Source organism: Pseudomonas sp. FP2335 (genome assembly GCF_030687535.1).
In the GTDB taxonomy this organism is placed as follows: Bacteria; Pseudomonadota; Gammaproteobacteria; order Pseudomonadales; family Pseudomonadaceae; genus Aquipseudomonas.
Genome location: NZ_CP117437.1, coordinates 562,903 through 589,272, shown reverse-complemented (window position 1 = coordinate 589,272; position 26,370 = coordinate 562,903). Strand labels below are relative to the sequence as shown.

Annotated in this window: 22 protein-coding genes and 1 riboswitch; of the genes, 7 read left to right on the top strand and 15 right to left on the bottom strand. The window is 62.6% G+C overall.

Annotated features, from left to right (window positions below):
• Positions 1-86 precede the first annotated feature (86 nt).
• Complete coding sequence (locus tag PSH81_RS02485; protein ID WP_192298266.1) at positions 87-833, top strand: RsiV family protein; 747 nt, start codon at positions 87-89, stop codon at positions 831-833.
• On the opposite strand, the gene cytX is transcribed toward PSH81_RS02485, so the two are convergent.
• Both cytX and thiC read right to left on the bottom strand, forming a co-directional pair.
• Complete coding sequence (gene cytX / locus PSH81_RS02480) at positions 802-2,091, bottom strand: putative hydroxymethylpyrimidine transporter CytX (protein ID WP_226455591.1); 1,290 nt, start codon at positions 2,089-2,091, stop codon at positions 802-804. The genes PSH81_RS02485 and cytX overlap by 32 nt on opposite strands.
• Positions 2,092-2,236: 145 nt before the next feature.
• Positions 2,237-4,126: a phosphomethylpyrimidine synthase ThiC gene (thiC, locus tag PSH81_RS02475; protein ID WP_192298267.1), complete on the bottom strand. Its 1,890-nt coding sequence runs from the start codon at positions 4,124-4,126 to the stop codon at positions 2,237-2,239.
• Positions 4,127-4,278: 152 nt separating this feature from the next.
• Positions 4,279-4,384: riboswitch (TPP riboswitch) on the bottom strand.
• A 194-nt stretch (positions 4,385-4,578) separates the two neighbouring features.
• Between thiC and PSH81_RS02470 the strand changes: the two genes are divergently transcribed.
• Complete coding sequence (locus tag PSH81_RS02470; protein ID WP_192298268.1) at positions 4,579-6,018, top strand: TolC family outer membrane protein; 1,440 nt, start codon at positions 4,579-4,581, stop codon at positions 6,016-6,018.
• A gap of 137 nt (positions 6,019-6,155) precedes the next feature.
• On the opposite strand, the gene waaA is transcribed toward PSH81_RS02470, so the two are convergent.
• Together waaA and PSH81_RS02460 are read right to left on the bottom strand one after the other, a co-directional pair.
• The gene (gene waaA / locus PSH81_RS02465; protein WP_305391949.1) at positions 6,156-7,433 is read right to left on the bottom strand and encodes a lipid IV(A) 3-deoxy-D-manno-octulosonic acid transferase; all 1,278 of its coding nucleotides are present in this window, start codon (positions 7,431-7,433) and stop codon (positions 6,156-6,158) included.
• Positions 7,434-7,456: 23 nt separating this feature from the next.
• Positions 7,457-8,347, bottom strand: coding sequence for a LysR family transcriptional regulator (locus tag PSH81_RS02460; protein ID WP_305391948.1), 891 nt, complete (start codon positions 8,345-8,347; stop codon positions 7,457-7,459).
• A gap of 102 nt (positions 8,348-8,449) precedes the next feature.
• On the opposite strand from PSH81_RS02460, the gene PSH81_RS02455 reads away from it, so the two are divergent.
• The 4 genes from PSH81_RS02455 to PSH81_RS02440 are packed head-to-tail and all read left to right on the top strand — an operon-like array spanning position 8,450 to position 11,826.
• Positions 8,450-8,785, top strand: coding sequence for a multidrug efflux SMR transporter (locus tag PSH81_RS02455; RefSeq protein ID WP_192298271.1), 336 nt, complete (start codon positions 8,450-8,452; stop codon positions 8,783-8,785).
• A 55-nt stretch (positions 8,786-8,840) separates the two neighbouring features.
• A complete protein-coding gene (locus tag PSH81_RS02450; protein ID WP_192298272.1) occupies positions 8,841-10,016 on the top strand; it encodes an FAD-binding oxidoreductase in 1,176 nt (391 codons plus the stop codon).
• On the top strand, positions 10,013-10,825 hold the full coding sequence (locus PSH81_RS02445; RefSeq protein WP_192298273.1) for an aldo/keto reductase: 813 nt from the start codon (positions 10,013-10,015) through the stop codon (positions 10,823-10,825). The genes PSH81_RS02450 and PSH81_RS02445 overlap by 4 nt, the downstream gene beginning before the upstream one ends.
• Before the next feature lie 41 nt (positions 10,826-10,866).
• Complete coding sequence (locus PSH81_RS02440; protein WP_192298274.1) at positions 10,867-11,826, top strand: metal ABC transporter ATPase; 960 nt, start codon at positions 10,867-10,869, stop codon at positions 11,824-11,826.
• A gap of 140 nt (positions 11,827-11,966) precedes the next feature.
• On the opposite strand, the gene PSH81_RS02435 is transcribed toward PSH81_RS02440, so the two are convergent.
• From PSH81_RS02435 to PSH81_RS02420, 4 genes are all read right to left on the bottom strand, one after another.
• Positions 11,967-12,893 carry an NAD-dependent epimerase/dehydratase family protein gene (locus PSH81_RS02435; RefSeq protein ID WP_305391947.1) on the bottom strand — a complete coding sequence of 309 codons (927 nt, stop codon included), beginning with the start codon at positions 12,891-12,893 and terminating at the stop codon, positions 11,967-11,969.
• Positions 12,886-14,310, bottom strand: coding sequence for a bifunctional D-glycero-beta-D-manno-heptose-7-phosphate kinase/D-glycero-beta-D-manno-heptose 1-phosphate adenylyltransferase HldE (gene hldE, locus PSH81_RS02430; protein ID WP_192298276.1), 1,425 nt, complete (start codon positions 14,308-14,310; stop codon positions 12,886-12,888). Before hldE ends, PSH81_RS02435 begins: the two co-directional genes overlap by 8 nt.
• Positions 14,311-14,457: 147 nt before the next feature.
• Entirely contained in the window at positions 14,458-16,266 is a 1,809-nt protein-coding gene (gene msbA / locus PSH81_RS02425) for a lipid A export permease/ATP-binding protein MsbA (RefSeq protein WP_192298277.1), read from the bottom strand.
• An 8-nt stretch (positions 16,267-16,274) separates the two neighbouring features.
• Positions 16,275-17,453, bottom strand: a complete 1,179-nt coding sequence (locus tag PSH81_RS02420; protein WP_226455586.1) for an O-antigen ligase — start codon at positions 17,451-17,453, stop codon at positions 16,275-16,277.
• A 150-nt stretch (positions 17,454-17,603) separates the two neighbouring features.
• Between PSH81_RS02420 and PSH81_RS02415 the strand changes: the two genes are divergently transcribed.
• Entirely contained in the window at positions 17,604-18,170 is a 567-nt protein-coding gene (locus PSH81_RS02415; RefSeq protein ID WP_192298279.1) for a toluene tolerance protein, read from the top strand.
• Here PSH81_RS02415 and PSH81_RS02410 read toward each other — a convergent pair.
• Genes PSH81_RS02410 through PSH81_RS02380 form a run of 7 tightly spaced genes read right to left on the bottom strand, consistent with a single transcriptional unit; the run spans position 18,159 to position 26,210 of the window.
• On the bottom strand, positions 18,159-19,244 hold the full coding sequence (locus tag PSH81_RS02410) for a glycosyltransferase (RefSeq protein ID WP_305391946.1): 1,086 nt from the start codon (positions 19,242-19,244) through the stop codon (positions 18,159-18,161). The two genes, PSH81_RS02415 and PSH81_RS02410, sit on opposite strands and share 12 nt — an antisense overlap.
• A 46-nt stretch (positions 19,245-19,290) precedes the next feature.
• On the bottom strand, positions 19,291-20,052 hold the full coding sequence (locus PSH81_RS02405) for a glycosyltransferase family 2 protein (RefSeq protein WP_226455584.1): 762 nt from the start codon (positions 20,050-20,052) through the stop codon (positions 19,291-19,293).
• Positions 20,053-20,098: 46 nt separating this feature from the next.
• A complete protein-coding gene (locus PSH81_RS02400; protein ID WP_226455583.1) occupies positions 20,099-21,055 on the bottom strand; it encodes a glycosyltransferase in 957 nt (318 codons plus the stop codon).
• The gene (locus PSH81_RS02395) at positions 21,052-22,446 is read right to left on the bottom strand and encodes a PIG-L family deacetylase (protein WP_305391945.1); all 1,395 of its coding nucleotides are present in this window, start codon (positions 22,444-22,446) and stop codon (positions 21,052-21,054) included. Before PSH81_RS02395 ends, PSH81_RS02400 begins: the two co-directional genes overlap by 4 nt.
• Complete coding sequence (locus PSH81_RS02390) at positions 22,443-23,339, bottom strand: antimicrobial resistance protein Mig-14 (protein ID WP_305391944.1); 897 nt, start codon at positions 23,337-23,339, stop codon at positions 22,443-22,445. Before PSH81_RS02390 ends, PSH81_RS02395 begins: the two co-directional genes overlap by 4 nt.
• Positions 23,339-24,469 (bottom strand): glycosyltransferase, encoded by a 1,131-nt coding sequence (locus PSH81_RS02385; RefSeq protein WP_305391943.1) that lies wholly within the window; start codon positions 24,467-24,469, stop codon positions 23,339-23,341. The genes PSH81_RS02390 and PSH81_RS02385 overlap by 1 nt, the downstream gene beginning before the upstream one ends.
• Positions 24,453-26,210, bottom strand: coding sequence for a carbamoyltransferase (locus PSH81_RS02380; protein WP_192298286.1), 1,758 nt, complete (start codon positions 26,208-26,210; stop codon positions 24,453-24,455). The genes PSH81_RS02385 and PSH81_RS02380 overlap by 17 nt, the downstream gene beginning before the upstream one ends.
• Positions 26,211-26,370 lie beyond the last annotated feature (160 nt).

The following is a 26,370-nucleotide window of genomic DNA, read 5'->3' as shown; positions in this document are numbered from 1 at the left end:
CTCTATTCAGCTTAGTGGCGAACTGACGGCCATGCCGGTAGTCGAACCTGCACAATTTCGCTCTTATCGATAGACGAAGGACATCCATGTCGCTTTTAAAAATCGCCTCCGTGGCCTGCATCGCACTGACCCTCGGCGCCTGTCAAAGCCTGTTCCAACCCAGCTGGCGCACGCCGCTGGAAGCCACCCGCGACACCACCGAGCAAAGCCAGGCCGGTTGTGCCAGCGCCGATTGCCCACTGGTGAACATCGACACCGTGCACTTCGCCAAGGAGCCCAAGCTGGACGCCCTGATCGAACAGCGCCTGCTGGAAATGACCCGCACCAACGCGAACGACCCGCTGCCGACCAGCCTTGAGACCTATCGCGAGCAATTCCTGCGCACCGCCGCGCCGCGCAACAGCATGTACTTGCAGGCCAAGGTACGTGAGCAGCATGACGGCTTGGTGATCATCGAGCTGTCCAGCTACCTGGACCAGGGCGTTACCCACGGCGAGCCGGGCCGCGGGTTCATCAACTATTCGCGCCAGCAACAAAAGGCCCTGACGTTGACCGACATGCTGCTGCCCGGCAAAGAGGACGCGTTCTGGAAAGCCGCCCAGGTAGCCCACAACAGCTGGCTGATCAGCACCCGCCTGAGCCTGGAACCGGAGTTCGTGAAGACCTACCCCTTCCAGAAAACCCCGAACGTGGCACTGACCTACGGTGGGGTGATCCTCAAGTACCCCACCTCCACCATCGCGCCTTACGCCCTGGGCCACGTCGAGTTGCAAATCCCCTACTCGCGCCTGGACGGTATCCTCAAGCCTGAATGGGTGCCTGCGCGCCGCTGAACACGCGCCCGAGGATGAACTGCAACAGCCCTGCCAGCAGCAGCGCCGGCAGGGTTGCGCCGAGATCCGGATACAGGTTGGCCAGCAGGTGGTAAGTGCCGATGCCCCCCAACCACGCCAGCAGCGCCGGCCAACGCAGAGCGGCGACCAGACCCGGGCCACGACGGCGCAGAATGAAGTGATCCACCAGCACCACGCCGAACAGCGGCGCAAACACCGAACCGATCAGCAGCAGGAAATTCTGGTACTGGGCCAAAGGCGCGAAGCAGGCGATCAGCGTACAGATCACGCCAATCGCCAGGGCCAGGTGCTCGACTTTCAGGCGCAATAGGATGCCGCTGGACACCGCCGCCGAGTGAATATCGGCAAAGGCGTTTTCCGACTCATCCAGCAGGATCAGCAACAGCGGAATCCCCAGGCCCGCACCGGCCAAGGCCAACAGCAGCGCATTCACTTCAGCGCTTGGCGCAAACGCCAGGGTGTAGGCCACGCCCAGGCTCATCAGCCAGAAATTACCGATGAAAAAGCCCAGCGCGGTGCCGCCGAATACGCTTTTGGCGCGCTTGCCGAAGCGTGAGTAATCGGCAATCAGCGGCAGCCACGACAGCGGCATGGCGATGGCAATGTCGAAACCCACCGCAAACGGCATCGAGCCATCGCCGGCCTGGGCCCACAGTGCGCCAAGATCGGCCTTGGCGAACAGGTTCCAGGTCAGCCACAGACATGCGGCGAGCAGCAGCCAGATGCCCCATTTGCGCAGGATCTGGCGCACAAAGGTCAGCGGCCCACTGACGGCCAGCAAGGTCGCCAGGCCACCGAAAAACAGCGTCCACAACAACGGACTGGCCAGCAGGCTGCCTTCGCTGAACGCCCGCGTGCCCAACAGGCTGGCGGCGTCGCGCATCACGATGATTTCGAACGAGCCCCAGCCGATCAGTTGCAGCAGGTTGAGCAACGCCGGCAGGCTCGCGCCCTTGGCGCCGAGGCTGAGTTTCAGCGCGGCCATGGCAGACAGGCCGGTGTCGCTACCGATCACGCCGACGGCGGCCAGCAGCAACACGCCAACCAGGGTGCCGAGGAAGATCGCCAGCAGCGAGCCGGACAGGCCCAGGCCCGGTGCGAGCAAGGCGCCGGTTTGCAGGACCATCAGGCCGATGCCGAGGGAGAACCACAGGGAGAACAGGTCGCGGGCGCCGAAGACTCGTTTGTCGCTCGGCACGGCTATATCAGGGGAGTAGGTACTCGGTTGAATGCTCAAGGGTGTTATCTCTGAGGGGCATTTTTTGTTTGGGAGATTGCTTTCGCGAGCAAGCCCGCTCCCACATTTTGAACTGTGAATACATTCAAAATGTGGGAGCGGGCTTGCTCGCGAAGAGGCCGGTACAGGCACCTCCAATCCCGGATCAGACCTTCTTGTACAACTGGCTACCTTCCTGCTTGAACCGCTCGGCCTGCTCCGCCAAGCCCTTGGCCACCTCCACATCCACCGCGTCAATGCGCTGGTTGGCCGCGTACTCACGCACTTCCTGGGTAATCTTCATCGAGCAGAACTTCGGCCCGCACATCGAGCAGAAATGCGCGACCTTGGCCGAATCCTTCGGCAGCGTTTCATCGTGGTACGAACGCGCGGTGTCCGGGTCCAGGCCGAGGTTGAACTGGTCCTCCCAACGGAATTCGAAGCGCGCCTTGCTCAGGGCGTTATCACGGATCTGCGCGCCCGGATGGCCTTTCGCGAGGTCAGCCGCATGCGCGGCGATCTTGTAGGTGATGATCCCGGTCTTCACGTCATCCTTGTTCGGCAGGCCCAAGTGCTCCTTCGGCGTGACGTAGCAAAGCATCGCGCAGCCGAACCAGCCGATCATCGCCGCACCGATGCCCGAGGTGATGTGGTCGTAACCCGGCGCAATGTCGGTGGTCAGCGGGCCGAGGGTGTAGAACGGCGCTTCGTCGCAGCATTCGAGCTGCTTGTCCATGTTCTCCTTGATCAACTGCATCGGCACGTGGCCAGGGCCTTCGATCATGGTTTGCACGTCGTGCTTCCAGGCGGTCTTGGTCAGCTCGCCAAGGGTTTCCAGCTCGCCGAATTGCGCGGCATCGTTGGCATCGGCAATCGAGCCTGGGCGCAGGCCGTCGCCGAGGGAGAAGCTGACGTCATAGGCCTTCATGATTTCGCAGATTTCGTCGAAATGCGTGTAGGTGAAGTTCTCTTTGTGGTGCGCCAGGCACCACTTGGCCATGATCGAGCCGCCACGGGAGACGATGCCGGTGACACGCTTGGCGGTCAGCGGCACGTAGCGCAGCAACACGCCGGCGTGGATGGTGAAGTAATCGACGCCTTGCTCGGCCTGCTCCACCAGGGTGTCGCGGAACAGCTCCCAGGTCAGGTCCTCGGCGGCACCGCCAACTTTTTCCAGGGCCTGGTAGATCGGCACGGTGCCGATTGGAACTGGCGAGTTGCGGATGATCCACTCGCGGGTTTCGTGGATGTGCTTGCCGGTGGACAAGTCCATCACGGTGTCCGAACCCCAGCGAATGCCCCAGGTCAGTTTCGCCACTTCTTCTTCGATGGACGAACCCAGGGCGCTGTTGCCGATGTTGCCGTTGATCTTCACCAGGAAGTTACGGCCGATGATCATCGGTTCCAGTTCGGTGTGGTTGATGTTGGCCGGGATGATCGCGCGGCCACGGGCGATTTCTTCGCGCACGAACTCAGGCGTGATGATCTTCGGCACGCTGGCGCCGAAACTGTGGCCGGCGTGTTGCTGGTCGAGCAGGCCAGTGGCGCGGGCTTCTTCGAGCTTCATGTTTTCGCGGATGGCAACGTACTCCATCTCGGCGGTGATGATGCCTTTGCGCGCGTAGTGCATCTGCGTGACGTTGGCGCCGGCCTTGGCGCGGCGTGGGTTCTTCACGTGGGCGAAGCGCAGTGCGGTCAGCTCGGCATCGCTGAGGCGCTGTTGGCCGAAGTGCGAGCTGAGGCCCGGCAGGCGTTCGGTGTCGCCACGCACTTCGATCCACGGCGAGCGCACGTCGCCCAGGCCTTTGCGCACATCGATGATCACGTTGGGGTCGGTGTAGGGGCCGGAGGTGTCGTAGACGGTGACCGGCGCGTTGATCTCACCGCCGAAATCGGTGGGGGTCACGTCCAGGCTGATCTCGCGCATCGGCACGCGGATGTCCGGGCGGGAGCCCTGTACGTAGATTTTCTGCGAGCGGGTAAAGGGTTGCACGGAGCCGGAATCAACCTTGGCCGATTCACTCAGGTGCACGGTGTTTTTTGGTTTTGTACTCATCACGGGCTCTCCAACTCTTTATCCAGGCGGTGGATTTTTGTCGGAGCGAACCTGTGACGGATGGACGCACTGGAACCAGTGCTGTGCTTGGCGCACAAGGGCTGTTCGATTGTCGAACAGCATCCCGGACGAAGCACAAGAGGACTCGCCGGGTGACGAGAAATCTTGTTCCCTACGCAGGCGCTAACCTGATCAGGTTCAACGGGATCCGGTATTTACCGATCTCAGCCTTCCAACAAGGCACCCCGACAAGAACGCGGCCAGTCTAGACCATGGCGTAGGCAAATTGCCAATGGCGGTGCATTCAGCATGATGAATGGCGCAATTGCAGGATTGTTGTGCCGTGATCGCGCCACTACACTCGGTACGGCTCCAAGGCTTGACGCTCTGAAGCTGCGGCCGTAGCCTTGGCCGACAAATTATCGCCGTAATATTTGATCAGGGAACGCCTCATGCTGCGCAAACTCTCACTGGCTCTTGCCGTGTCTTGTGCGACCAATGGAATGGTTTGGGCAGCAGAAGCGCCCTTGTCCGCCAACACTGACTTGGTCAGCGTCTACCAGGAAGCGGTAAACAACAACGCTGACCTGGCGGCCGCCCGCGCCCAATACGGCGCGCAAAAAGAAGTGGTGCCACAGGCCCGCGCCGGTTTGCTGCCGAACCTGTCGGCCGGTGCCGACAGCAACAACGTGCGCACCCAGCTCTCGCAGCCATCAGGCACTGCCAATCGCGATGCGCATTCGTGGCGCGCAACCTTGAGCCAGCCGCTGTTCCGCGCCGACCGCTGGTTCCAGCTGCAAGCCGCCGAAGCCGTCAACGAACAGGCCGCGCTGCAACTCTCGGCCACCGAACAGAACCTGATCCTGCAAAGCGCCGAAAACTACTTCGCCGTGCTGCGCGCCCAGGACAACCTGGCCTCCACCAAGGCCGAAGAAAATGCCTTCAAGCGCCAGCTGGACCAGTCCAACGAACGCTTCGACGTCGGCCTGTCGGACAAGACCGACGTGCTGCAATCCCAGGCCAGCTACGACACTGCCCGCGCCAACCGCATCCTCGCCCAGCGCCAGGTAGAAGACGCGTTCGAAGCCCTGATCACCCTGACCAATCGCCAGTACAACTCGATTCAGGGCATCGTCCACACCCTGCCGGTACTGCCGCCGCTGCCGAACGACGCCAAATCCTGGGTCGAAACCGCCGGGCGCCAAAACCTGAACCTGCTGGCCAGCAACTACGCTGTCACCGCCGCCGAAGAAACCCTCAAGCAGCGCAAGGCCGGCCACGCGCCGACCCTCGACGCCGTGGCGCAGTACGAAAAAGGCGATAACGATGCGCTCGGCTTCAGCAACCCCAACCAGTTGCCGGTGCCGTACGGCGGCGATGTGTCCCAACGCACCATCGGCCTGCGCCTGAGCATCCCGCTCTACAGCGGCGGGCTGACCAGCTCGCAAGTGCGCGAATCCTATTCGCGCCTGGACCAGACCGAGCAGCAACGCGAAGGCCTGCGTCGCCAGGTGGTGGAAAACACACGCAACCTGCACCGCGCGGTGAACACCGATGTGGAACAGGTGCAGGCGCGTCGCCAGTCGATCATCTCCAACCAGAGCGCGGTGGAAGCCACGGAGATCGGCTATCAGGTGGGTACGCGCAATATCGTCGATGTGCTGGATTCGCAGCGCCAGCTGTACTCGTCGGTGCGCAACTACAACAACAGCCGCTATGACTACATCCTCGACAACCTGCGCTTGAAGCAGGCGGCGGGGACGTTGAACCCGGGGGATTTGCAGGATCTGGCGCGTTATCTGAAGGCGGACTACAACCCGGACCGCGACTTCCTGCCGCCGGATTTGGCCAAGGCAGCCGCCGAGCAGCTAAAAGCCCGACCGGGATATTGATAACACTGCAAAACCAATGTGGGAGCTGGCTTGTGTGGGAGCGGGCTTGCTCGCGAAGGCGGTGTATCAGTCGCCACATGTGCAGGCTGACCCACCGCTTTCGCGAGCAAGCCCGCTCCCACATTTGACCTCTATTGTCAGTGGGTGATGAGTCTGCTCAAACCATCCAGCAAACGCTTCAAAGCACCTTGGTTCGCCTGCATCACCTTGAGCCCCGCCTGCCCCATCCTGCGCGCATCCTGCGGCAACTCGAACAACTGCCGCACCGCCTCAGCCAACCCTTCGGCATCATCCACCTGCCGCAACGCCCCGCCTTCACGCATCATCGCGGTGATTTCGAGGAAGTTGAATACGTGCGGCCCCATGATCACCGGCTTGGCCAACGCCGCCGGCTCCAGCGGGTTATGCCCACCGGTTGCCACCAGGCTGCCGCCGACAAAGGCACTGTCGGCCAAGGCATACAGAAACAGCAATTCGCCCATGGTATCGCCGAGCAACACCGAGGTTTGCGAGGTGACGGGTTCGCCCGTGGAACGGCGCACCGTGGCGAATCCCTGTTGCCCGCACAACTCGAACATTGACCCGAAACGCTCCTGATGGCGCGGCACCAGGATCAATAACGCATTGGGATAGCTGTCGAGCAACTGGCGATGGGCGGCGAGCACCACTTCATCTTCGCCTTCGTGGGTACTGGCGGCGATCCACACCGGACGCTCACTGGCGCCCCATTGTTCGCGCAAAGCGGCGGCGCGCTGCGGCAGTTCGGGGTCGATGGTCAGGTCGAACTTGATCGAGCCGGTCACTTCAACGGCTTGCGGACGCGCACCGAGGCTTAAAAAGCGCTGGGCTTCGGTTTGCGTCTGAACGGCCAACAGACTCATCTCTGCCAGCATCGGCGCGGTGAGCTTGGCGAAACGCCCGTAACCCTTGGCCGAGCGTGCCGACAGCCGCCCATTGGCCAACGCCACGGGAATACCGCGCAGGGCACAGGCGTGGATGTGGTTGGGCCACAACTCGGTTTCCATGATCACCGCCAGCTTCGGCTGCACGCGATCAAGAAAGCGCTTGGCGGCGCAAGGCAAATCATAGGGCAGGTAGCAGTGTTGGATGCGCGGCTCGTTGGCGAACAGCGCCTGGATGCGCTCGGAACCCGTGGGCGTCATGCAGGTCACGGTGATCGCAAGCGTCGGATAACGCTCCAGCAACCCGCGCACCATGGGCGCGGCGGCGATGCTCTCGCCCACCGACACCGCATGCACCCAGATCCCGCCCGGCTGCAACACCGGCAAGCCATAGGAGAAACGTTCGCTCACCCGCTTGGCATAGGCCGGGGCCTTGCGCGCGCGCAGCCACAGACGTAAAGCCACCAACGGCAGCGCCAGGTAAAACAGACAGCTGTAGAGAGTTCTATTCATGGCGGCGGAGTTTATCGGCTTTTTCAGTCAATCGCCCGTAGACACTCGGCAAAACGTTCCGCCAGAAAACGTGCGGCCGGGCCGAGGGGCTCGTCACGGCGCCAGACCAACTCCACCACCAACGCTGGCGGGGTCCATTCGCTGTCGAGTTCGACCATCTGGTTCTGGTAGGTCGGGTATTGCACCACATGCCGCGGCAGCCAGGCCCAGCCGAGGCCACGGGTCAGCCATTCGGCCAGCACGTAAAAGCTGTCGGCACGCCACACCTGTGGGCTGGCAGCTTCGCTGCCGGGGTAGACGCTGGTCTGGGTCGACATCAGCAGTTGGCGGTATTGCGCGAGGCCCTGGCAGTCCACGGTTTTCTGCCGAGCCAACGGGTGATTGCGCCCGCAGACGGTGACCATTTCCACACTGCCGACCACCCGCCGCTCCAGCGCCTCGGGGATCTGATCGTGATAGAACAACATGCCCAGGTCGGCTTTGCGCTCCACCAGCTTGCGTGCGACATCGCCTTGGGCGGCGCTGGAAATCTGCACTTCCAGGTTGGGAAACTGCCCGGCCAATGCATCCAGGCTGTCCAGCACCGGCTGATACAGCATCGCCTCATCCTGGGCCAGGCGCAGGCAGGCTTCTTCGCCGCGCATCAACGACAGCGCCCGGCCGTTGAGGCGCTCGCATTGGCGCAGCACTTCCCGGGCTTCTTCAAGCAACACCGTGCCGGCCTCGGTCAGGCGCGGTTGGCGGCCGCTACTACGCTCGAACAGGCTGACGCCCAGGTCGGCCTCCAGCAGCGCAACCCCATTACTCACCGCCGACTGCGCCTTGCGCTGCCCGCGCGCCACCGCCGAAAACGAACGCTGCTCGGCGACGCTGACAAACAGGCGCATCTGTTCCAGGTTCCATTGCACGCTCATGCTTCAACCCATCTCCAATTCAGATAGGTAATGACTTTACCCCATCTGGCCAAGCCCTAAAATGGCGACATTATCAAACGCGCTTCACACCGAGGATTACCCATGAACCCTGCCTACTACTACCTGGCCATCGCCATCTGCTCGGAAGTGATCGCCACTGTTTCGATGAAAGCCATCAAGGGCTGGAGCACACCTATCCCACTGCTACTGGTGATCGTCGGCTACGGCGTGGCGTTTTGGATGCTGACCCTGGTGGTGCGCACCGTGCCGGTGGGCGTGGCCTACGCGGTGTGGGCCGGGATGGGCATCGTGATGGTGAGCGTCGCAGCGCTGTTCATCTACGGGCAGAAACTCGACCTGCCGGCGATGCTCGGCATGGGCCTGATTGTGCTGGGTGTGGTGGTGATCCAGTTGTTTTCGAAAACCGCCGGGCACTGACCACCACGCAACAGCCTGTATACTGCGCCTCTTGTCTTGAACACTGAGGTCGCCCATGCCATCCGTTATTTCCACCGACGTCCTGATTGTCGGCGCCGGGGTTGCCGGCCTCTGGCTGAATGCGCGCCTGCGCCGCCAGGGGTTTTCCACGGTATTGGTGGAAAACGCTACCCTGGGTGGCGGGCAAAGCGTGAAGTCCCAAGGGATCATCCACGGCGGCGCGAAATACGCCCTGCACGGCGCCCTCACCGGCGCCTCCGAAGCCATCGCCGACATGCCGCGCCGCTGGCGTGAAGCCTTGGCGGGCAATGGCGAGCTGGACCTGACCGGCGTGCGCGTGCTCTCCCAGGCCCATTACCTGTGGTCCCCCGGCACGCTCGCCGGCAACCTCACCAGCTTCTTCGCCAGCAAGGCCGTGCGCGGCCGTGTCGACCAGGTCAAGGGCGACGACCTGCCCCCAGCCCTGCAAGATCGCCGCTTCAAGGGCAAGGTCTATCGCCTGGCCGAACTCGTGGTGGACGTCCCCAGTGTGATCGAACGCCTGGCCCAATTGGCCGGCGACGGCTTGCTCGCCGGGCAGCACATCGAGCCGCTGCTGGACGGCAACAAGCTGGTGGGCCTGAAGGTGGATGGCCGCGAGATCCGCGCCCAGCGCATCGTGCTGAGCGCCGGTGGCGGCACCGCCGACCTGCTGACCAGCCTGGGCTTGAGCAAGCCGGCGATGCAAAAACGCCCGCTGCACATGATCATCGCCAAAGGCCCCGGCCTGAAGCCGCTGTACGCCCACTGCCTGGGCGGCGGCACCAAGCCGCGCCTCACCGTGACCACCCACCCGGCCGCCGATGGCAACTGGGTCTGGTACATGGGCGGCGACATTGCCGAGGCCGATGGCGTGGCACGTACGCCTGAAGAACAGATCGCAACGGCGCAAAAAGAACTGGCGCAATTGCTGCCGTGGATCGACATGAGCCAGACCCAATGGGCCACCCTGCGCGTCGACCGCGCCGAGCCGCTGCAAACGGGTCTGAGCCGCCCCGACAACGCCTTCGTGTTTGAGGACGGCCGCCTGCTGGTAGGCTGGCCGACCAAACTGGCACTGGCGCCGGACTTCGCCGACCGGGTGATCAACAGCTTCGAACGTGATGGCATCCGTCCAGCCGCCAGCGAGCCGCTGCCCGAGCTGCCAAAGCCCGCTATCGGCGTACCGGCCTGGGAGCAACTGCTGCCATGAGCCTGCCGACCTTGCACGACCTGCATCGCCCCCTGGGCAGCACCGGCCTGCTGGTGTCGCCGCTGGGCCTGGGCACCGTCAAGCTGGGCCGTGACCAGGGGGTGAAATACCCCAACGGCTTCCAGATTCCAGATGACGACGCAGCCCGGATGCTGCTGCGTCAGGCCCAGCAATTGGGCATCAACCTGATCGACACCGCCCCCGCCTACGGCCGCAGCGAAGAGCGCCTGGGCCCGCTGCTGCGCGGCCAGCGCAAGGACTGGGTGATTGTCAGCAAGGTCGGCGAGGAATTCGACAATGGCGTGTCCCGCCACGATTTCAGCGCGGCCCACACTCGACTGTCGATTGAACGCAGCTTGAAACGACTGGAAACGGATTTTATCGACCTGGTGCTGGTGCACTCCGACGGCAACGACCTGCATATCCTCAACGACTGCGAGGTCTACCAGACCCTCGCCGAGCTGAAACAGGAAGGCAAGATCCGCGGTTTCGGTTTTTCCGGGAAAACCGTCGAAGGCGGCGTGAAGGCTCTGGAGCAGGGCGATTGCGCGATGGTCACCTACAATTTGAACGAACAGGCCGAGAAAGCCGTCATTGACTATGCGGCCGCCCACGGCAAAGGCATCCTGGTGAAAAAAGCCCTGGCCAGTGGCCACGTTTGCCTGGAGCCTGGAATGGATCCAATACGTGCCAGTTTCATGCTGTTGTTTGCGCAAACGGGCGTTGCCAGTGCTATTGTCGGGACCATCAATCCGCTGCACCTGGCCCATAACGTGGCGACCGCTGCCCAGGTTATTCGTCAACTCTGATGCCGCCGACGCGGCCGACCCAGTCGCAAGCAGGAGCCGACATGGCGCGCACGCTCATACGAAAAAACCCCAGCAACTTCAAGACACTGCCGCTGCACGTCGAAGCCACCCCCGAAGGACTGAACTACCAGAGCGTCGGCATGCCGCTCAACTTCGCCCAGACCCTGCAACGGCGCAAGCCGGTGGAGGTGGCCGACCCCGAGCGTTTCGTGCTGGAACTGGCGAACCTCGGCGTGTCGGTACGACTGACCCTGCACTGGCAAAACAAGGACTACTGGGTGCTGGTACGCCAGCGACGCCAGGACCGTGGCGACGTGGTACTCAAGCTGATCTCCGGCTACGTCCCCGCCCACGAACTGAACCTGCCGCTGCACACCGCCATCCAGGAAATCGCCGAAGAGTGCCTGCTGGAAACGCCCGAAGGCTGGCTCGGCGGGCGCTTCAACGACACCTGGCTGCCGGCGCCCTACTCCGCCGCGCTGCATTACCGCGAAGCACTGCCGTTTCGCCTCAGCCCGCTGTCCGGCGCAGCTCGCCCGGTGCGTTGCGCGACCACTCAGCTGATCGAACGCCCACGGGCCTATGTGCACCTGCCCACGGCGTCACTGCAATTGATCTACGACTTGCGCCTGGAAGTGCCGAAGGAAGCCAAGTCCCTGAGCCTGTTCCATGTGGACGAGCGCCTGGAAGGCGACCAGTTGGTGGCGCGCCTCGACCGCCAGCGCCCGGACCTGTACCTGATGCCACTCAAGGATGGCCAGCCCGTCGCTGAGCTCTACACCGTGAAGAAAGACCAGTTGTACCCGGCCAGCACCCGGGGTTTATTCCTCGCGGAGAGCTTCGCCCAGCAGGAAGGCTGGCTGGTGCGTGAGGAGCGGATTCGCTGGAAGGATTGGCTGCGCCAGCAAGGCTTGGCGGAGCCGGAGAAAGAATCGAAATTGAAGCGTTTGGCCCAGCGGGTGCTGCGCAAGATTACGCCGAAGAAGAAGGCCAGCAGCTAGCGGCTCCACTCCAATGCCAAGCCCGGCGCAAATCCAAATGTGGGAGCGGGCTTGCTCGCGAAAGCGGTGGATCAGCCCGCACAGGCAGAGACTGGTACACCGCCTTCGCGAGCAAGCCCGCTCCCACATTTATAATCGCGTCAGCCGTTGAGCAAGCGCTCCAGGCCGACTTTCAGAGGCGTAGGCTCGGGCAACTTGAAGCTCGCCAACAAGCGCTGATTATTCGCCCGCGAGTGACGAATATCCCCCGAACGTGCCGGCCCGTAAGTCACCGCTGGCAACTTGCCGACAATCTCTTCCAGCGCCTGCAACACCTGCTTGAGCGTCGTCGTTCGATTCCAGCCCACATTGATCGCGCCCAACGGCGCGTCCGGCGCCTCAATGGCTTGCACCAACACGTCAACCAGATCTTCCACATACATGAAGTCACGGGTCTGCTCGCCATCGCCAAACACGGCAATCGGCACGCCCTGCTGCACGCGCTCGCTGAAGATGCTGATCACTCCGGAGTACGGAGAGGACGGGTCCTGGCGCGGCCCGAAGATATTGAAGAAGCGGAAAATCACCGGCTCCAGACTGTGCTGGCGACGGTAAAAGTCGAAGTAATGCTCGCCGGCCAATTTGTCGGACGCATAGGGCGTCAACGGCGCCTTGGTGGTCTCTTCGTCAATCGAAGCACCCTCGCCATTGTTGCCGTACACCGCCGCGCTGGAGGCGAAGACCACGCGCTTCACCGCCGCTTTGCGCATGGCTTCGCACACGTTCAGCGTACCGACGAAATTGCTCTGGTGCGTGCTGACCGGGTCATCCACCGATGCCTGCACCGAGGCCACCGCCGCCAGGTGCACCACCGCCGCCGTGCCGACCGCGGCACGCGCGACCAGCTCGGCGTCGGCGACATCACCCTCCAGCAACTCGACCCGCGGATTATCCAACGGCAGGTTGCTGCGCTTGCCGGTGGACAGGTTGTCCAACACGCGCACGCCGTAGCCCTTGGCCAACAACGCATCGACCAGGTGCGAGCCGATAAAGCCCGCACCGCCGGTTATCAGGACACACTTACTCATTGTTGCGAATCTTCTCGACGATGGCCGTGGTCGAGCTGTTTTCAACCAGCCCCAGCACTTTGACCGTGCCGCCATAGGCGCTGACGATGTCGGCACCGACCACCTGGTCGACGGAGTAATCGCCGCCCTTGACCAGCACGTCCGGCTTGACCTGGGCCAGCAGGTTTTCCGGGGTACCTTCAGCAAAGCTGATCACCCAGTCCACCGCGCCCAGGCCAGCCAGGACCGCCATACGACGGTCGACACTGTTGATCGGACGGCCCGGGCCTTTGAGGCGGCTGACCGACGCGTCGTCGTTGACCGCGACGATCAGGCGATCGCCTTGGGCGCGCGCCTGTTCCAGATAGGTCACGTGGCCAGCATGCAGGATGTCGAAGCAGCCGTTGGTGAACACAATGCTTTCGTTGTGGGCACGGGCATCGTCGATCGCCAGCAGCAATTGCTCGATCCCCAGCACGCCACGCTCCGAACCTTCGGAACGCTGGATGGCGCGCCGCAGTTCCGGTGCACTGATGGCCGCCGTACCCAACTTGCCGACCACAATGCCCGCCGCCAGGTTGGCCAGGGCCACGGCGTGAGGCAGTTCTTCGCCGGCCGCAATCGAGGCGGCCAGGGTGGAGATCACGGTGTCGCCGGCGCCGGTGACGTCGAACACTTCACGGGCCCGCGCCGGCAGGTGCATCGCCGGATGATCCGGACGCAGCAGGGTCATGCCGTGCTCGCCACGGGTCACCAGCAAGGCGCCAAGGTCGAGGTCGGCCATCAATGCCGCGCCTTTGCTCACCAGCTCGTGCTCATCGGCGCAGCCGCCGACGATGGCTTCGAACTCGCTGAGGTTCGGCGTGATCAGGCTGGCACCGCGATAAATCGAGAAATCCTTGCCCTTGGGGTCGGCCAGCACCGGAATGCCCTTGGCCTTGGCGGCCTGGATCAGTGCCTGGTGGTTCTTCAAGGCGCCTTTGCCGTAATCGGACAACACCAGCACCTTGATGCCTTCGAGCAACGCATCGACCTGACCGCTGAGGGCCAGGGCGTCGGTGGCGAAGGGTTCTTCAAAATCGATCCGCAGCAATTGCTGGTGACGACTCATGACCCGCAGCTTGACGATGGTCGGCTGATGGGCAATGCGCTGGAACAGCGCACGCACGCCGGCACCGCGCAGGCTGTTGGCCAGGCTGTCGGCGGCTTCGTCATCGCCGGTCACGCCGACCAGGGAGGCCGGGGCGCCGAGGGCGGCAATATTGAGGGCAACGTTGGCAGCGCCGCCTGGACGGTCTTCGATTTGCTCGACCTTGACTACCGGTACCGGCGCCTCAGGGGAAATCCGTGAGGTACCACCATGCCAGTAACGGTCGAGCATGACATCGCCGACCACCAAGACAGGGGCTTGATCGAATCGCGGCATGGACAACTTCATGGAGCAACCCACATACAAAATGAACAGGGGCGCGATATTAGCACAGGGTGGGCGCTGCCTAGTTCGAGAGCTTTATCTGTAAGACATCCGACCGCGCAACTGCTCACTTTTTGAACAAAAACGGGGCGCATTGCGCGCCCCGGTCGGTCAGACGATGTTGGCCGTTGCCGGCTCGTCCAGCCCCATGGCGTGCAAACGCGAGTAGTAGCCACCCAGGGCCAACAAATCGGCATGGGTGCCACGCTCGACGATTTCACCGTGATCCATCACCAGGATCAGGTCAGCCTTCTCGATGGTGGACAAGCGGTGCGCAATCACCAGGGTCGTACGGCCCTTCATGACCTTGTCCAGGGCGGCCTGGATATGCCGCTCGGACTCGGTGTCCAGCGCCGAGGTCGCCTCATCGAGGATCAGCAGCGGTGCGTTTTTCAGCAAGGCACGGGCAATCGCCAGACGCTGACGCTGACCGCCGGAGAGCAGCACGCCGTTTTCGCCGACTTCGGTGTCCAAGCCCTTGGGCAGCTCGGCGATGAAGTCCATGGCGTAGGCATCACGGGCAGCTTTTTCGACGTCTTCACGCGGCGCGCCGGCCAGGTCGCCGTAGGCGATGTTGTTGGCCACGGTGTCGTTGAACAGCGTCACGTGCTGGGTCACCTGGGCCACGTGGCGGCGCAGGTTGCGCAGGCGGTAGTCCTCGATTTCCACTTCATCGAGCAGGATCTCGCCGACTTCATGATGATAGAAACGCGGAATCAGCGCGGCCAGGGTGGACTTGCCACTGCCCGAACGCCCGACCAGCGCGACCATCTGGCCTGGCGCTGCGATGAAGCTGATGTTCTTGAGCACTTCGCGCTCGGTGCCGGGGTAGGTGAAGCTCAGGTTGCGCACCTCAAGGTGGCCGCTGACCCGCTCTTTTTCCACAGTGCCGGTGTCGACTTCAGGCACCACGTCCAGCTGTTCGAAGATGCTCTCGGCACCGGCGACGCCCTTCTGGATCGTCGAGCTGACTTCCGACAACTGGCGGATCGGCTTGGGCAGCAGGCCCGCAGCCGTGATATAGGCCACCAGGTCGCCGGCGGTCGCGTCACCCCGCAGGAACAGCACCAGGAACATCAGCGCCGCCATCGCGGTGTAGATCACCAATTGCAGCATGGGCGTGTAGACCGCACCGGTCTTGGTCATGCGCATCTGCTTTTCGGTGTTGCTCATGCTCGCCTTGGCGAAACGCTGCTCTTCGTAGGTCTCCCCACCGAAGCTGCGCACCACGCGATAACCCTGGATGGTTTCCGAGGCCACGTGGGTCACGTCGCCCATCGCCACCTGGATTTTCTTGCTCTGCTTGCGGAATTTCTTGCTGGTGCTGCCGACCATCATGGCAATGATCGGCAGGATCGCCAGCATCACCAGGGTCAGCTTCCAGTTCATCCACAACAGGTAACCGAACAGGAACACCACCGTCAGGCCTTCGCGAATCACGACCTTGATCGCATCCGTGGCGGCGCCGGTGACCATGGTCACGTTGAAGGTGATGCGGGAAATCAGGTGCCCGGAGCTGTGGGTATCGAAATAGCGGTTGGGCAGGACCAGCAGTTTGTTGAACAACTGCACCCGCAAATCGTGGACCAGCCCCAGGGAGACCTTGGCCAGGTAGTAGTTGCCCAGGAAAGAGCCCAGCCCCTGCCACGCGGCGATCAGCACGATCAGCAGCGGCACGGCCATCAGCAGTTTCAGGTCCTTGAGGTACGGAACACTGGGGAAAAACACCACGTCCGGGTTGCTCAGGCCATCCACGAAGTATTTGAGAATCCCGGCCAGCATGGGCTGGGTGGATGCGAAAATCACAAACCCGATAATGCTCACGAGGAACATGCCGATGTACGGCTTCACGTATCCCAGCAGCCTGAAATAAATTTTCAGGCTGGATTCCTGTTCCGCTTTAGGCGGTGCGTCACTCATTGTTGAGCTCACTGATTAGGTAGGGCGGCAACTTTATCACAAGCGCCGGGTTTGGCCCGAGCCCAGACCGACACGCTGACCAGCGCGATCGGCAGCCAGGTGATAAACCACTCGGCACGCGGGGTGCCGGTGAGGTTGGCCGCATCGAACTGCATCGCCAGGGTGGAGAACACCCACATGCCGATGAGGCCTTTGCCGTAATGGGTGTCACGCACTTTCCAGGCTTGCCACAGCACGCCGAACCACACCGCGCACCACAGCAACAGGCCCGGCAGGCCCAGTTCGATGGCGACGTGGGTGAACAGGTTGTGGGAATGGTCGAAGCGGAATTCATTCCAGACCACGTTGTAATTACCACCCAGGCCCAGACCGGTCCAAGGGTGCTCGCCAATCATCTGCAGCGCCGCCATGAAAATCTGCGGCCGGAACGACACGCCACGGGACAGCATCAACGATTGCATCGACACGAATACCACCACCGCCGCCACCGCTGCGGCGATCGCGATCACCGTACTGCGTCGGTCGCGGCTCCACAGCGGCATCGCCACCACGCTCAACAGCAAGGCCAGCGCGGCACCACGGCTCTGGCTCGCCACGACAAACAGGCCGAGCAGCCCGATCGCCGCCAGGAAGGCCACTTGCATCCAGCGCCCACGGGGCATCCAGTGCAGCATCCACACAGCCGCGAGACCAATGACGTACGCGCCCAGGATCGGATGGGACAACTGCCCCAACCCTTCAAGACGAGCGTCCCAGGCATTGCCTTGAAGGCCATAGAACTTGACCATCGCCAGCAGCGACGACAACGCCAGGCCAAAGCCGCCCCACTGCATCAGGCGAACCACCTGCTCGGTGCGCCCTTGGGCAAGCACCGGCAAGAACAGCAGGAATACGCCGATATACAGCAGGCGCTTGGCTTCGCGGGAAGGGTCCTCGGCATTGGTCCACAGCAGGCTGATCAAGCCCCAGGCCGCCATTACGCCCAGCGCCAGGTAGACCCAACGCTGAGCCTGCCAGACCTGCTTGAGCTGCTCACGGGCAGACCAGGCAAACACCATGGCCGGCAGCCACAAGAACAGCGTCAGCCCCTGTTGATAGATCTTATTGGTCGGCGCAAAGGCGATTGCCAGTAAAAACCACAGCAACCCGAACCCCATCCATACTTGCGCCCAACGACTTGCCTGCATCATCCGCTCCTAATACTACGGCCAACCTGCCACCCCGGCATGGTTAAAACCCAAAACTTTCGGCATCATTGCCGACTCATGTGCCCGCGACTCCCACAAGGCTTCCTGACGATGCAATGTTCAAGGCTTCCCCAAGCCGCTCTAAACACGATGATTGAAGGCGCCAGAATCCTGGAGAAGGACAGCTATGGGCCCAAAGTCTACCTGCTGACGGACGGGAACATCCTTAAACTGTTTCGTCGCAAGCGGTTTTTTTCTTCCGCCTTGTTTCGCCCGTACTCCAAGCGTTTCATCGATAACGCGCTCGGGTTGCAACAACGCGGCATTCCCACCCTCACCGTACTCGACAGCTTCCAGTTGGACGCGCCCGGCATGACCGCCGTGCTGTATCGCCCGCTACCGGGCGAGACGCTGCGCCAGATCGCCAACAAGGAAGGTTTTGACTGGGAGCAGAACCTGGAACCGCTGGTGACGCTGATTCGCCGCCTGCATGGCGCCGGGATCTACTTCCGCTCCCTGCACCTGGGCAACATTGTCGTGACACCGGACAACCAGATGGGCCTGATCGACGTGGCCGACCTGCGCTTCCTGCGCGCGCCGCTGAGTCCGGCGCTGGTCAAGCGCAACCTGCAGCACTTCGCCCGTTATATTGCGCGCGAGAAGCTGAACGAACGCTTTCCGATGCAAGCGCTCGAACAAGCCGTACTACCGGGGTGAGAGCAGCCGGCGGGCGGTGGCGGTGAAGTCCTGCCAGGCCTGTTCCGGCGCCAGCGCCGCCAACTGAGCCGCCACGGCGACGTGCGGGCTGGTTGAAAAAGCGCGCTCCAGCAGTTGCGTCCAGGCGTCGACAGCGTCAGCCGGTGCATACCAACCAGCGTCCGCCAATTGCTCGCGGAACACCGCCAGCTCGCTGGTCAGCACCGGCACACCGGCCATCACGGCCTCCTGCACGATCAACCCAAGCCCCTCCTCCGAAGACGGTATCGCCACCCAATCAAATGCGCGATACAGGGTCGCCGCGTCCGCCAGGTGCCCCGGCATGAAGACTTTGCCGCGCAAGCCAAGGTGCTCGATCTGCGCTTCAAGCTCCGCACGCGCAGTGCCTTCGCCAATGATCACCAAGCGCGCCCCGGGCCGACGCGAGGTCACGGCGGCAAACGCATCCAGCAAACAGGCAAAGCCCTTGCTACCCACCAGGCGCCCCACGGCGCCCAGCACCGGCGCGTTGTCTGCGGCCAGGCCCAACTGCGCGCGGGCCTGCTCGCGGGACAGCATCGCGGCGCAAAACGCGCTGGGGTCAAAGGCGCTGCGCAGCACTGCCACCGGGCGATGCAAATCGCGTTGCAACGAGTCGGCCAGGGTCTGCGACACAGCTGCCACGGTCAGTCGGGCCTCGGAGAATTGCTCGAACAGCTTGCGATCCGTGCGACGCAGGCGTGTCATGCCGTGAAACAGCACCACAGCACGTACCTCGGGTACGGTCTTGAGCACCGGCAACAACACCCGCGCAACGCCGACGCCATCGAGCAGCACGACCTTCACGTCCTGCGGCAGCGCCCGTCGAAAACGCGCGCGCATACGCGGCAGCAGCAACGCCCACAGGTGACGGCCCTTGAGCTGAGCCGATGAGAGATTCCATTCCAGCGCCCCATCTCCAGCTTGTGCACCGCCCTGAAGCAGCCAGGTATGCACGGCTGCACCGCAGTCGACGCTGCCAAGCACTTGCTGATGAACCTTCTGCACGGAAGCGAATGCAGTACCACCGGCCCACATGACGTTGAGGATGCTCATTGAATAATACGAACCTTCTGCGGTGTTCTGGAGGCGTGCATGCAACTCAATTGACCAGCCAGCCGATGGCGAGGCCCAACAACAGCATGGCGACCAGCTTGATCCGCTCGCGCCGCTTGCGCTTGGCCTTGTTCAAGCGCTCGGCCGAGGTCGACACATGCAAGCCGAAGCCGGTGTGCAATACCGCATCGCCCTCAAGGGTCACGGCCATCAAGTTCAACTGCGCATAGCGCCGCGACAAGCCCTTCTCGCCCTCGAACCCGGCATAAGGCGCGCACAACGCGTACTCCTTGAGGCGGCGCAAACCGGGGTTCAGGGAAAACGCCTGCCACTCCGGCTTGTCGGAGATCAGCGGGTAGCACGGCACCCCACCGATCAGCTCACGCGGCCCCAGATGGATATAGGGGCTGTGCACCTGCAAGTCATAGACAAAGTTGCGCAACCACACCTGGAGCACATCCGGGCGCAGCTCCAACACCGTCTTGGAGTCCTCGACAAACCCCGGGCGGTAAAACTCCCAGTCATCTTCACAATGGAAAATATAGGGTGTCTTCACCGACGCGTAGGCCAGGTCGATGGATGCCAACTGCCCCAGCTTCGGGCGGTTGACGAAGAAAGTGCAATGTTCCTGCCAATGGGCCGGAATCGCCTGGCGTACCGCGTCGTCACCGGAGTCCTCGGTGATGAACACCTCGCGGATGTCAGCCGTGTTGAACACGTCGAAGCTTTCAAGCGTGCGCTTTAACAGATCAAAGCGACCGCAGCTGGTCACTACAAGGGTGATGTCGCTCTGTTCGGAAAATCGCACGTGGGCACCAACAATAAAATGACCGCAATCGACGGCCTGACAGAGGTTACACGCCCAGTTTCAGGCGCAGCGTTTCCAGCAAACTCAACGGCGCACGTGGCCGCAGAGGCGGCTGCAGCACTTCGACAATACGCTGGCCGATACGTGCAAAGCTAAACTGGCTGACAGCCAGCTCCTGGCCTTTACGCGCAATATCCGCCGCCAACTGAGGGTTGGCGCGCAACTCGGCGAGTTTTTCCTGCAATTGCGGGATGTCTTTATAGAACACTACGTTGACCTTGTCCTTGAAACCCAGGGCCTGGTTTTCCGCCTCGCCCTGGTCAAACGCCAGCAGCACGCAACCACAGGCCATGGCTTCGAAGTTCTTGATCATGTATTCGCCCATGCCCACGTCGGCACTGACAAAAAAGCGGATCCGGTTGAGCGTCGCACAGTATTCCTCACCCGACTTGGTACGCGTCACCACCAGCGGCTCGACCCGTGCCAGCTCATCAAGCAACGCCTTGCGCCCGCTGTAGGCCACGCTATTGGTGCTACCGACAAACGCCAGCTCGATGTCACGCTCACGCGCCTGCGGCTGCAACAGCGCCTGGTCGTAGCCCTTGGGCACGAACACCGCGTCGAAGCCTTCCGCACGCAGGCGCTCGGTCACCATGAAGCCCGAGCTGATCACCCGCGCCCAGGGTAAACGGCGGTAATGGGCGCTGAATTTTCCGGTGTATTTGCAGGGAATGTAGTTCTGGTAGGCATCGTGTTCGAGGATCACCAGATTGGGGATCGTACGGATAAAACCGGCCTGACGGATTTCCTGCTTGAAACGCAGGAAGAACACGATACGGTCGTAGCGGGTCACATCGACCTCACGGCGAAAGTAGCCGCGCAGGTTGCGCTGCTCGGCGCTGCTCAGCCAGCGGGTATCGCATTCGCAATGCTCGGCGATGCCTTCGTAAAGACGATCGAGGATGGCGCGCTGTTCTTTCTGCACCAGAAATAAAACTTTCATGCTCTTCCTTTCACAGGTGACAAACGCCAGAACAACTCATGTCGCCGCACCGCCTTGCGGAAGAACTCGTTCTCCCCGTAAGGCGAACGCGCGCGCCCGGCCAGTACACGCTGCAACAACCGCCGGAGACGCCGCTTGAAGGGTGGCGCGGGTTGCAGGTCGTGCATCATGCCCAGTGCCATGGCCTTGTCGCGCTGTTGCGCCAACGTCAGCGGCAGGCTGCACGGATGCAGCTCCTGGGTTGCATCGAACAGCGGCGGCAAGGCTATGCCACTGCCAGCGTCGCCCATGGGCCAGCGGTCATTGTCATGCAGATGATTGGCGTAGCCCAGCAGCGTGGTTGGCTGCCACTCCAGGCCTTGCAAGGCCTGCATGACGGCGTTCTGCGCGCAGATATGATCGGGGTGCGGGTCCAGCGCCGAGTACGGCAGCACGATTACTTCAGGGCGCGCCATCAACAGCACCGCGCGCAGGTCGGCCAGCAGGTTATTCCAGGTCGGCAAGCCGTCGCTATCCGACGGCAGCGGGAACGGATTGAACTGGCGAAACGGCCGCACATCGCTCAGCTCGGCTTCACGGGAGGCGAAGGGCTGGGCTGGCGCGGCCTGCATGGCTTGCAATTGCAGGCAGAAATAACCCAGTTGCACGCAGTGCGCCTGGGGTACGCCCGCCCATAGCGGCACGGCGATGCTGTCCCAGGCGCGCAGGCGACCCTTGATGCGCGCGGCTTCGACCGTGTCCAGGCCCATCTGCTGATAGTGTTCGGCTTCGATTTCACCCGCCGTGAGGGTGACGATCCACGGCTTTTGCGCCTGGCTGTAGAGCCCGAAAGCTGCCAGTTCGGCATCGTCGGCGTGGGGCGCGATGACCATCACACGCTGGGTGCTGTAATCCGGCTGGGTCCAGGCCCACAGGCGCGGTGTGCCGAGCAGGCGACAATGGCGACCGCGCAGCTGCAACTGATCCAGCGCCAATCCGCTGAGGTTGAGATAACGCACGCCGTTGACCCCACGCTCAAAGGTTTGGCGGTCGTCACCCAGGGCAATGTTCGGGTCGAGAAAGCGTCCCAGCCAGGTGCTTTTGACTGTGATCGCCAGCACCAGCGTGGCGTCTGCGGCGACCGGTTGATCAAGCAACAAGCGCCCGTTCTCCAGGCGCACGCCGGGTAACTCGGCATCGGCCGAGAAGCGGTATTGATAGTCTTCGTTGGGGGCATAAAACAGGTGGTCGGCAAACCACGCTTCGTGAGCGACCCAGGCCAGCGCGGCCAACAGCAACGGCAACCACCAGGCCACCAAGATGCCGATCAACACCAGCAGCAACACACCAATCAACAGCGCCATGCGCTTGTTGCGCCGATGGCGCTTGAGCAATTGCTGCTTGCGAGTCATGAGCTGAACACCTGCACAGGGTTGCACCAGCGGTCCTTGTACTCGCGGTCGGCACGCCCAAACGAAAAGCGCAGCGGCTTGCCGACTTCGCGGGCCTGTTCCCAGGCGCTCTGGGTGTTGAGAAAGCTCAACACGCTGCCGGGGCTGAAGGCACGGGTTTCAGGGTCGACCCCGCCGTTGACGTACTCCACGCTGATCCACTCTGGCGACTCGACCCGGTACACCAACTGGATCGCGATAGGCGCATCGTTGAGGAAGATCACCGAGCCGATCAACCACTCGCGCAGCAATTCGATCACCTCGGCCAAACGCTCGGCCCCCGTTGCGACAAAGCCCCAGCGGCGCAGGAACAGGTCGCAGTAGATCGACGCCAGCTCAGTGCTGGAAAACTCGCTGACCGGCCGCACCACCCCGCCCGCCTCCTCCAACAGGCGCAGTTCGCGGCGCTGGTTGTAGCGGAATTTCTTCGACAAGTCTTCGGGCGTGCGCGCCATGGCCAACTGCTCGGCCTGGGGCTTGAGCCCCGTGAAACGGCCTTCATTGAGCCCCGACAGGTAACGCCCACGCTGGCGCAGTGGCGCCTGCGCATCGGCAGCGGCCGGCAGGATGATCTCGGCATTGCCCAGGTCGAACAGGCCTTTCTTGCCGCGGCGCTTGAGCACGTCCTTGGACAAGGCCAAGTCGCGGCCCCAGGTGGCAATGCACGCCTTGAGTTCACCGGCCTGTTCCCAGGCCAGGTAGCGCACCGGAATAGCCGCCAGCCCGGCCAGGCGTTCGATCACTTGCGGATGCGTCGCGACGCTGCCGCCAAAACGCTGCCAGGCCTGGCTGTAGGCAGGTGCATCGACGACGGTCCAGCCGCGCTCGCGCCAGCCTTGGAATCGATTGAGCATCAAGCCCTCGCGGTCAGTTCAATAACGTGTGGCAGTTGCCAGAAAGCAGTGCGTACCGCCTGATCCGAGAAGCGCGCGTGCAGACGCTCCAGCATCAACTCGGCGCACTGGCGTCGCTGGTGTTGATCCATCGCGGCCAGGTGCTCCAGGCCTTGGGCCAGGTGCTCGGCGTCGCCGAAGGGGAACAGGATGCCCACGCCTTCGACCACTTCCTTGGCGCCGCCACAAGCGGTGGCCAGCAACGGTACACCGGCGGCCATGGCTTCAAGCAGCACCATGCCGAACGGCTCGTGGTCGGAGCTCAGGGCAAACACGTCAAACCCGCGGAAATAGCGACGCGCATCCGGCACCTGGCCGAGGAACAGGACCTTGTCGGCAATCCCCAGTTCACGCGCCAGTTCCTTGAGGTCCTGCTCCAGGCGGCCGGTGCCGAGGATCGCCAGGCGGCTTTCGGCGGGCAACCGAGGCAAGGCCAGGGCGAAGCCCTTGAGCAGCGTGGCCTGGTCCTTGTCCGGGTGCAGGCGGCCGACGTTGCCGACCACCCACTCATCCGGCGAGAGCCCGAGGGCGTCCCGCGCCTCGTCCTTCGAGACTTGCAGGGCCTGCATGGCCTCGACATCGATGCGGTTGTACAAGGTCTGGATGCGCGCCGCCGGCCAGTTCGGCAGGCAACGGCGGATGTCGTCGCGCACGGCGTCGGAGACACCCAGCAAGCTCAGGCGCTTGCGGAAAATCGAAGCGAACAGGCGGCGGCCACGGCGTTGGTAGTCACCAAAGGCGTGATGCACGCCGATCACCTGCAAACGCGTGGCGAGCAAGGCGACGTAGATCGGCTTGGCGCGGTGCGCAATACAGAAACTGAAGTTGCGCGATGCGGCAATCTTGCGCATCTCGGCGATAGCGCCCAGCTTCAAGCCACGAATGGCCTTGGAGCTGAACTCCATGAACAACACTTCATCAGAGGCGCAACCGGCCGCGACCTCAGGGTCGGCGACCCCGGTGAGAAACACCGTGGTCACCTTGTAGCCGGAGCCTGCGAACAAACTGGCGTACTGCCGCGCGCAGTCCAGGAACGGCCCGTCATAGCCGTGGCAGAACTGCAGGACGTGGCGATCAGCCGAGCGAGTCATAAGGGTCCACGCCGTCCTTGACCACCAGGATGTCTTCCATGATCAGGTACTGCAGGTCGGACCCGAAGAACATGTCCAGCGCGTCTTTCGGCGAGCAGATCATCGCTTCGCCACGACGGTTGAGCGAGGTGTTCAGCGACACGCCGTTGCCGGTCAGCACTTCCAGCTCCTTCATCATGTCGTAGTAGCGCGGGTTGTATTCGCGCTTGAGCACCTGGGCGCGGGAAGTGCCATCTTCATGGACCACTTCCGGCACGCGGGTCTTCCACTCTTCCGACACTTCAAAGGTGAAGGTCATGAACGGTGCCGGGTGATCGACCTTGATCATCTGCGGGGCCACGGTGTCGAGCATCGACGGGCAGAAAGGCCTCCAGCGCTCGCGGAACTTGATCTGGTGGTTGATACGGTCAGCCACGCCGGTTGCGCTTGGGCAACCGATGATCGAACGACCGCCGAGGGCACGCGGGCCAAACTCCATGCGGCCCTGGAACCAGGCCACCGGGTTGCCGTCGACCATGATCTTGGCGATGCGTTTAGGCATGTTCTCGATCTTGCGCCATACCGGCTTGCTCGCGTGCTTGGCGCACGCCGCGATCACGTCTTCGTTGCTGTAGGACGGGCCGAGGTAGACGTGTTCCATCTTCTCCACGGGCACACCCCGGGCGTGGGACACGTAGGCCGCCGCGCCCACCGCAGTACCGGCATCGCCGGACGCCGGCTGCACGAACAGCTCTTTCACGTCGTCGCGGGCAATGATTTTCTGGTTCAGCTTGACGTTCAGCGCGCAACCGCCGGCGAAGGCCAGCTTGCCGGTGTCCTTGAGGATGTCGCCCAGGTAGTGGTCGATCATCTGCAAGGCCAGCTTTTCGAACAGTGCTTGCATGCTGGCGGCGTAGTGAATGTAAGGCTCGTCGGCGATGTCGCCTTCGCGTTTCGGGCCCAGCCACTCGATCAGTTTCGGCGAGAAGTAGAAACCCTTGCCCTTCTCTTTGTAGCGACGCAGGCCGATGACGTTGGCGTAGTCGGTGTTGATCACCAGCTCGCCGTTTTCAAACGAGGCCAGGCGCGAGAAATCGTATTTGCTGGCGTCGCCGTACGGCGCCATGCCCATGACCTTGAACTCGCCGTCGAGCATCTCGAAACCGAGGAACTCGGTGATCGCGCCATACAGGCCGCCGAGGGAGTCCGGATCGTAGAATTCCTTGATCTTGTGGATCTTGCCGTTCTCGCCATAACCGAAGAACGTGGTGGCGTACTCACCTTTACCGTCGATGCCGAGGATCGCGGTTTTCTCCTGGAAGCCGGAGCAGTGGTAGGCGCTGGAAGCGTGGGCCAGGTGGTGTTCAACCGGCTCGATCTTGATTTTCTTCGGATCGAAGCCCAGTTGCTCCAGGCACCAGACGATCTTGTTGCGATAGCGCTTGTAGCGACGGTTGCCCATCAGGATCGCGTCGAGGGCGCGGTCCGGGGCGTACCAGTAACGCTTGGCGTAGTGCCAGCGCGCCTCGCCGAACAGGCTGATCGGGGCGAACGGGATCGCCACTACGTCAACGTCGGAGGGCTTGATACCGGCTTGTTCCAGGCAGAACTTCGCCGATTCGTAGGGCATGCGGTTCTTTGCATGTTTGTCGCGTACGAAGCGCTCTTCTTCGGCGGCCGCGATCAGCTTGCCGTCGATATACAGGGCTGCGGAAGGATCATGGCTAAGGGCGCCGGACAGGCCAAGAATCGTCAATGCCACAGGGGTCTAGCCTCTTTTAGTCTGCATGCAGGCGGGTCGCGCCTGAAAAAAGTGTGCTTCCCGCCTGGGCAGGAAACAGCTAAAGGGCGGGATTATAGCTTAAAACCAGTGGGGAGCTGTTAGCGGCAAGCGCCAAGCTGATGGGGGCAGTCTGTAGGAT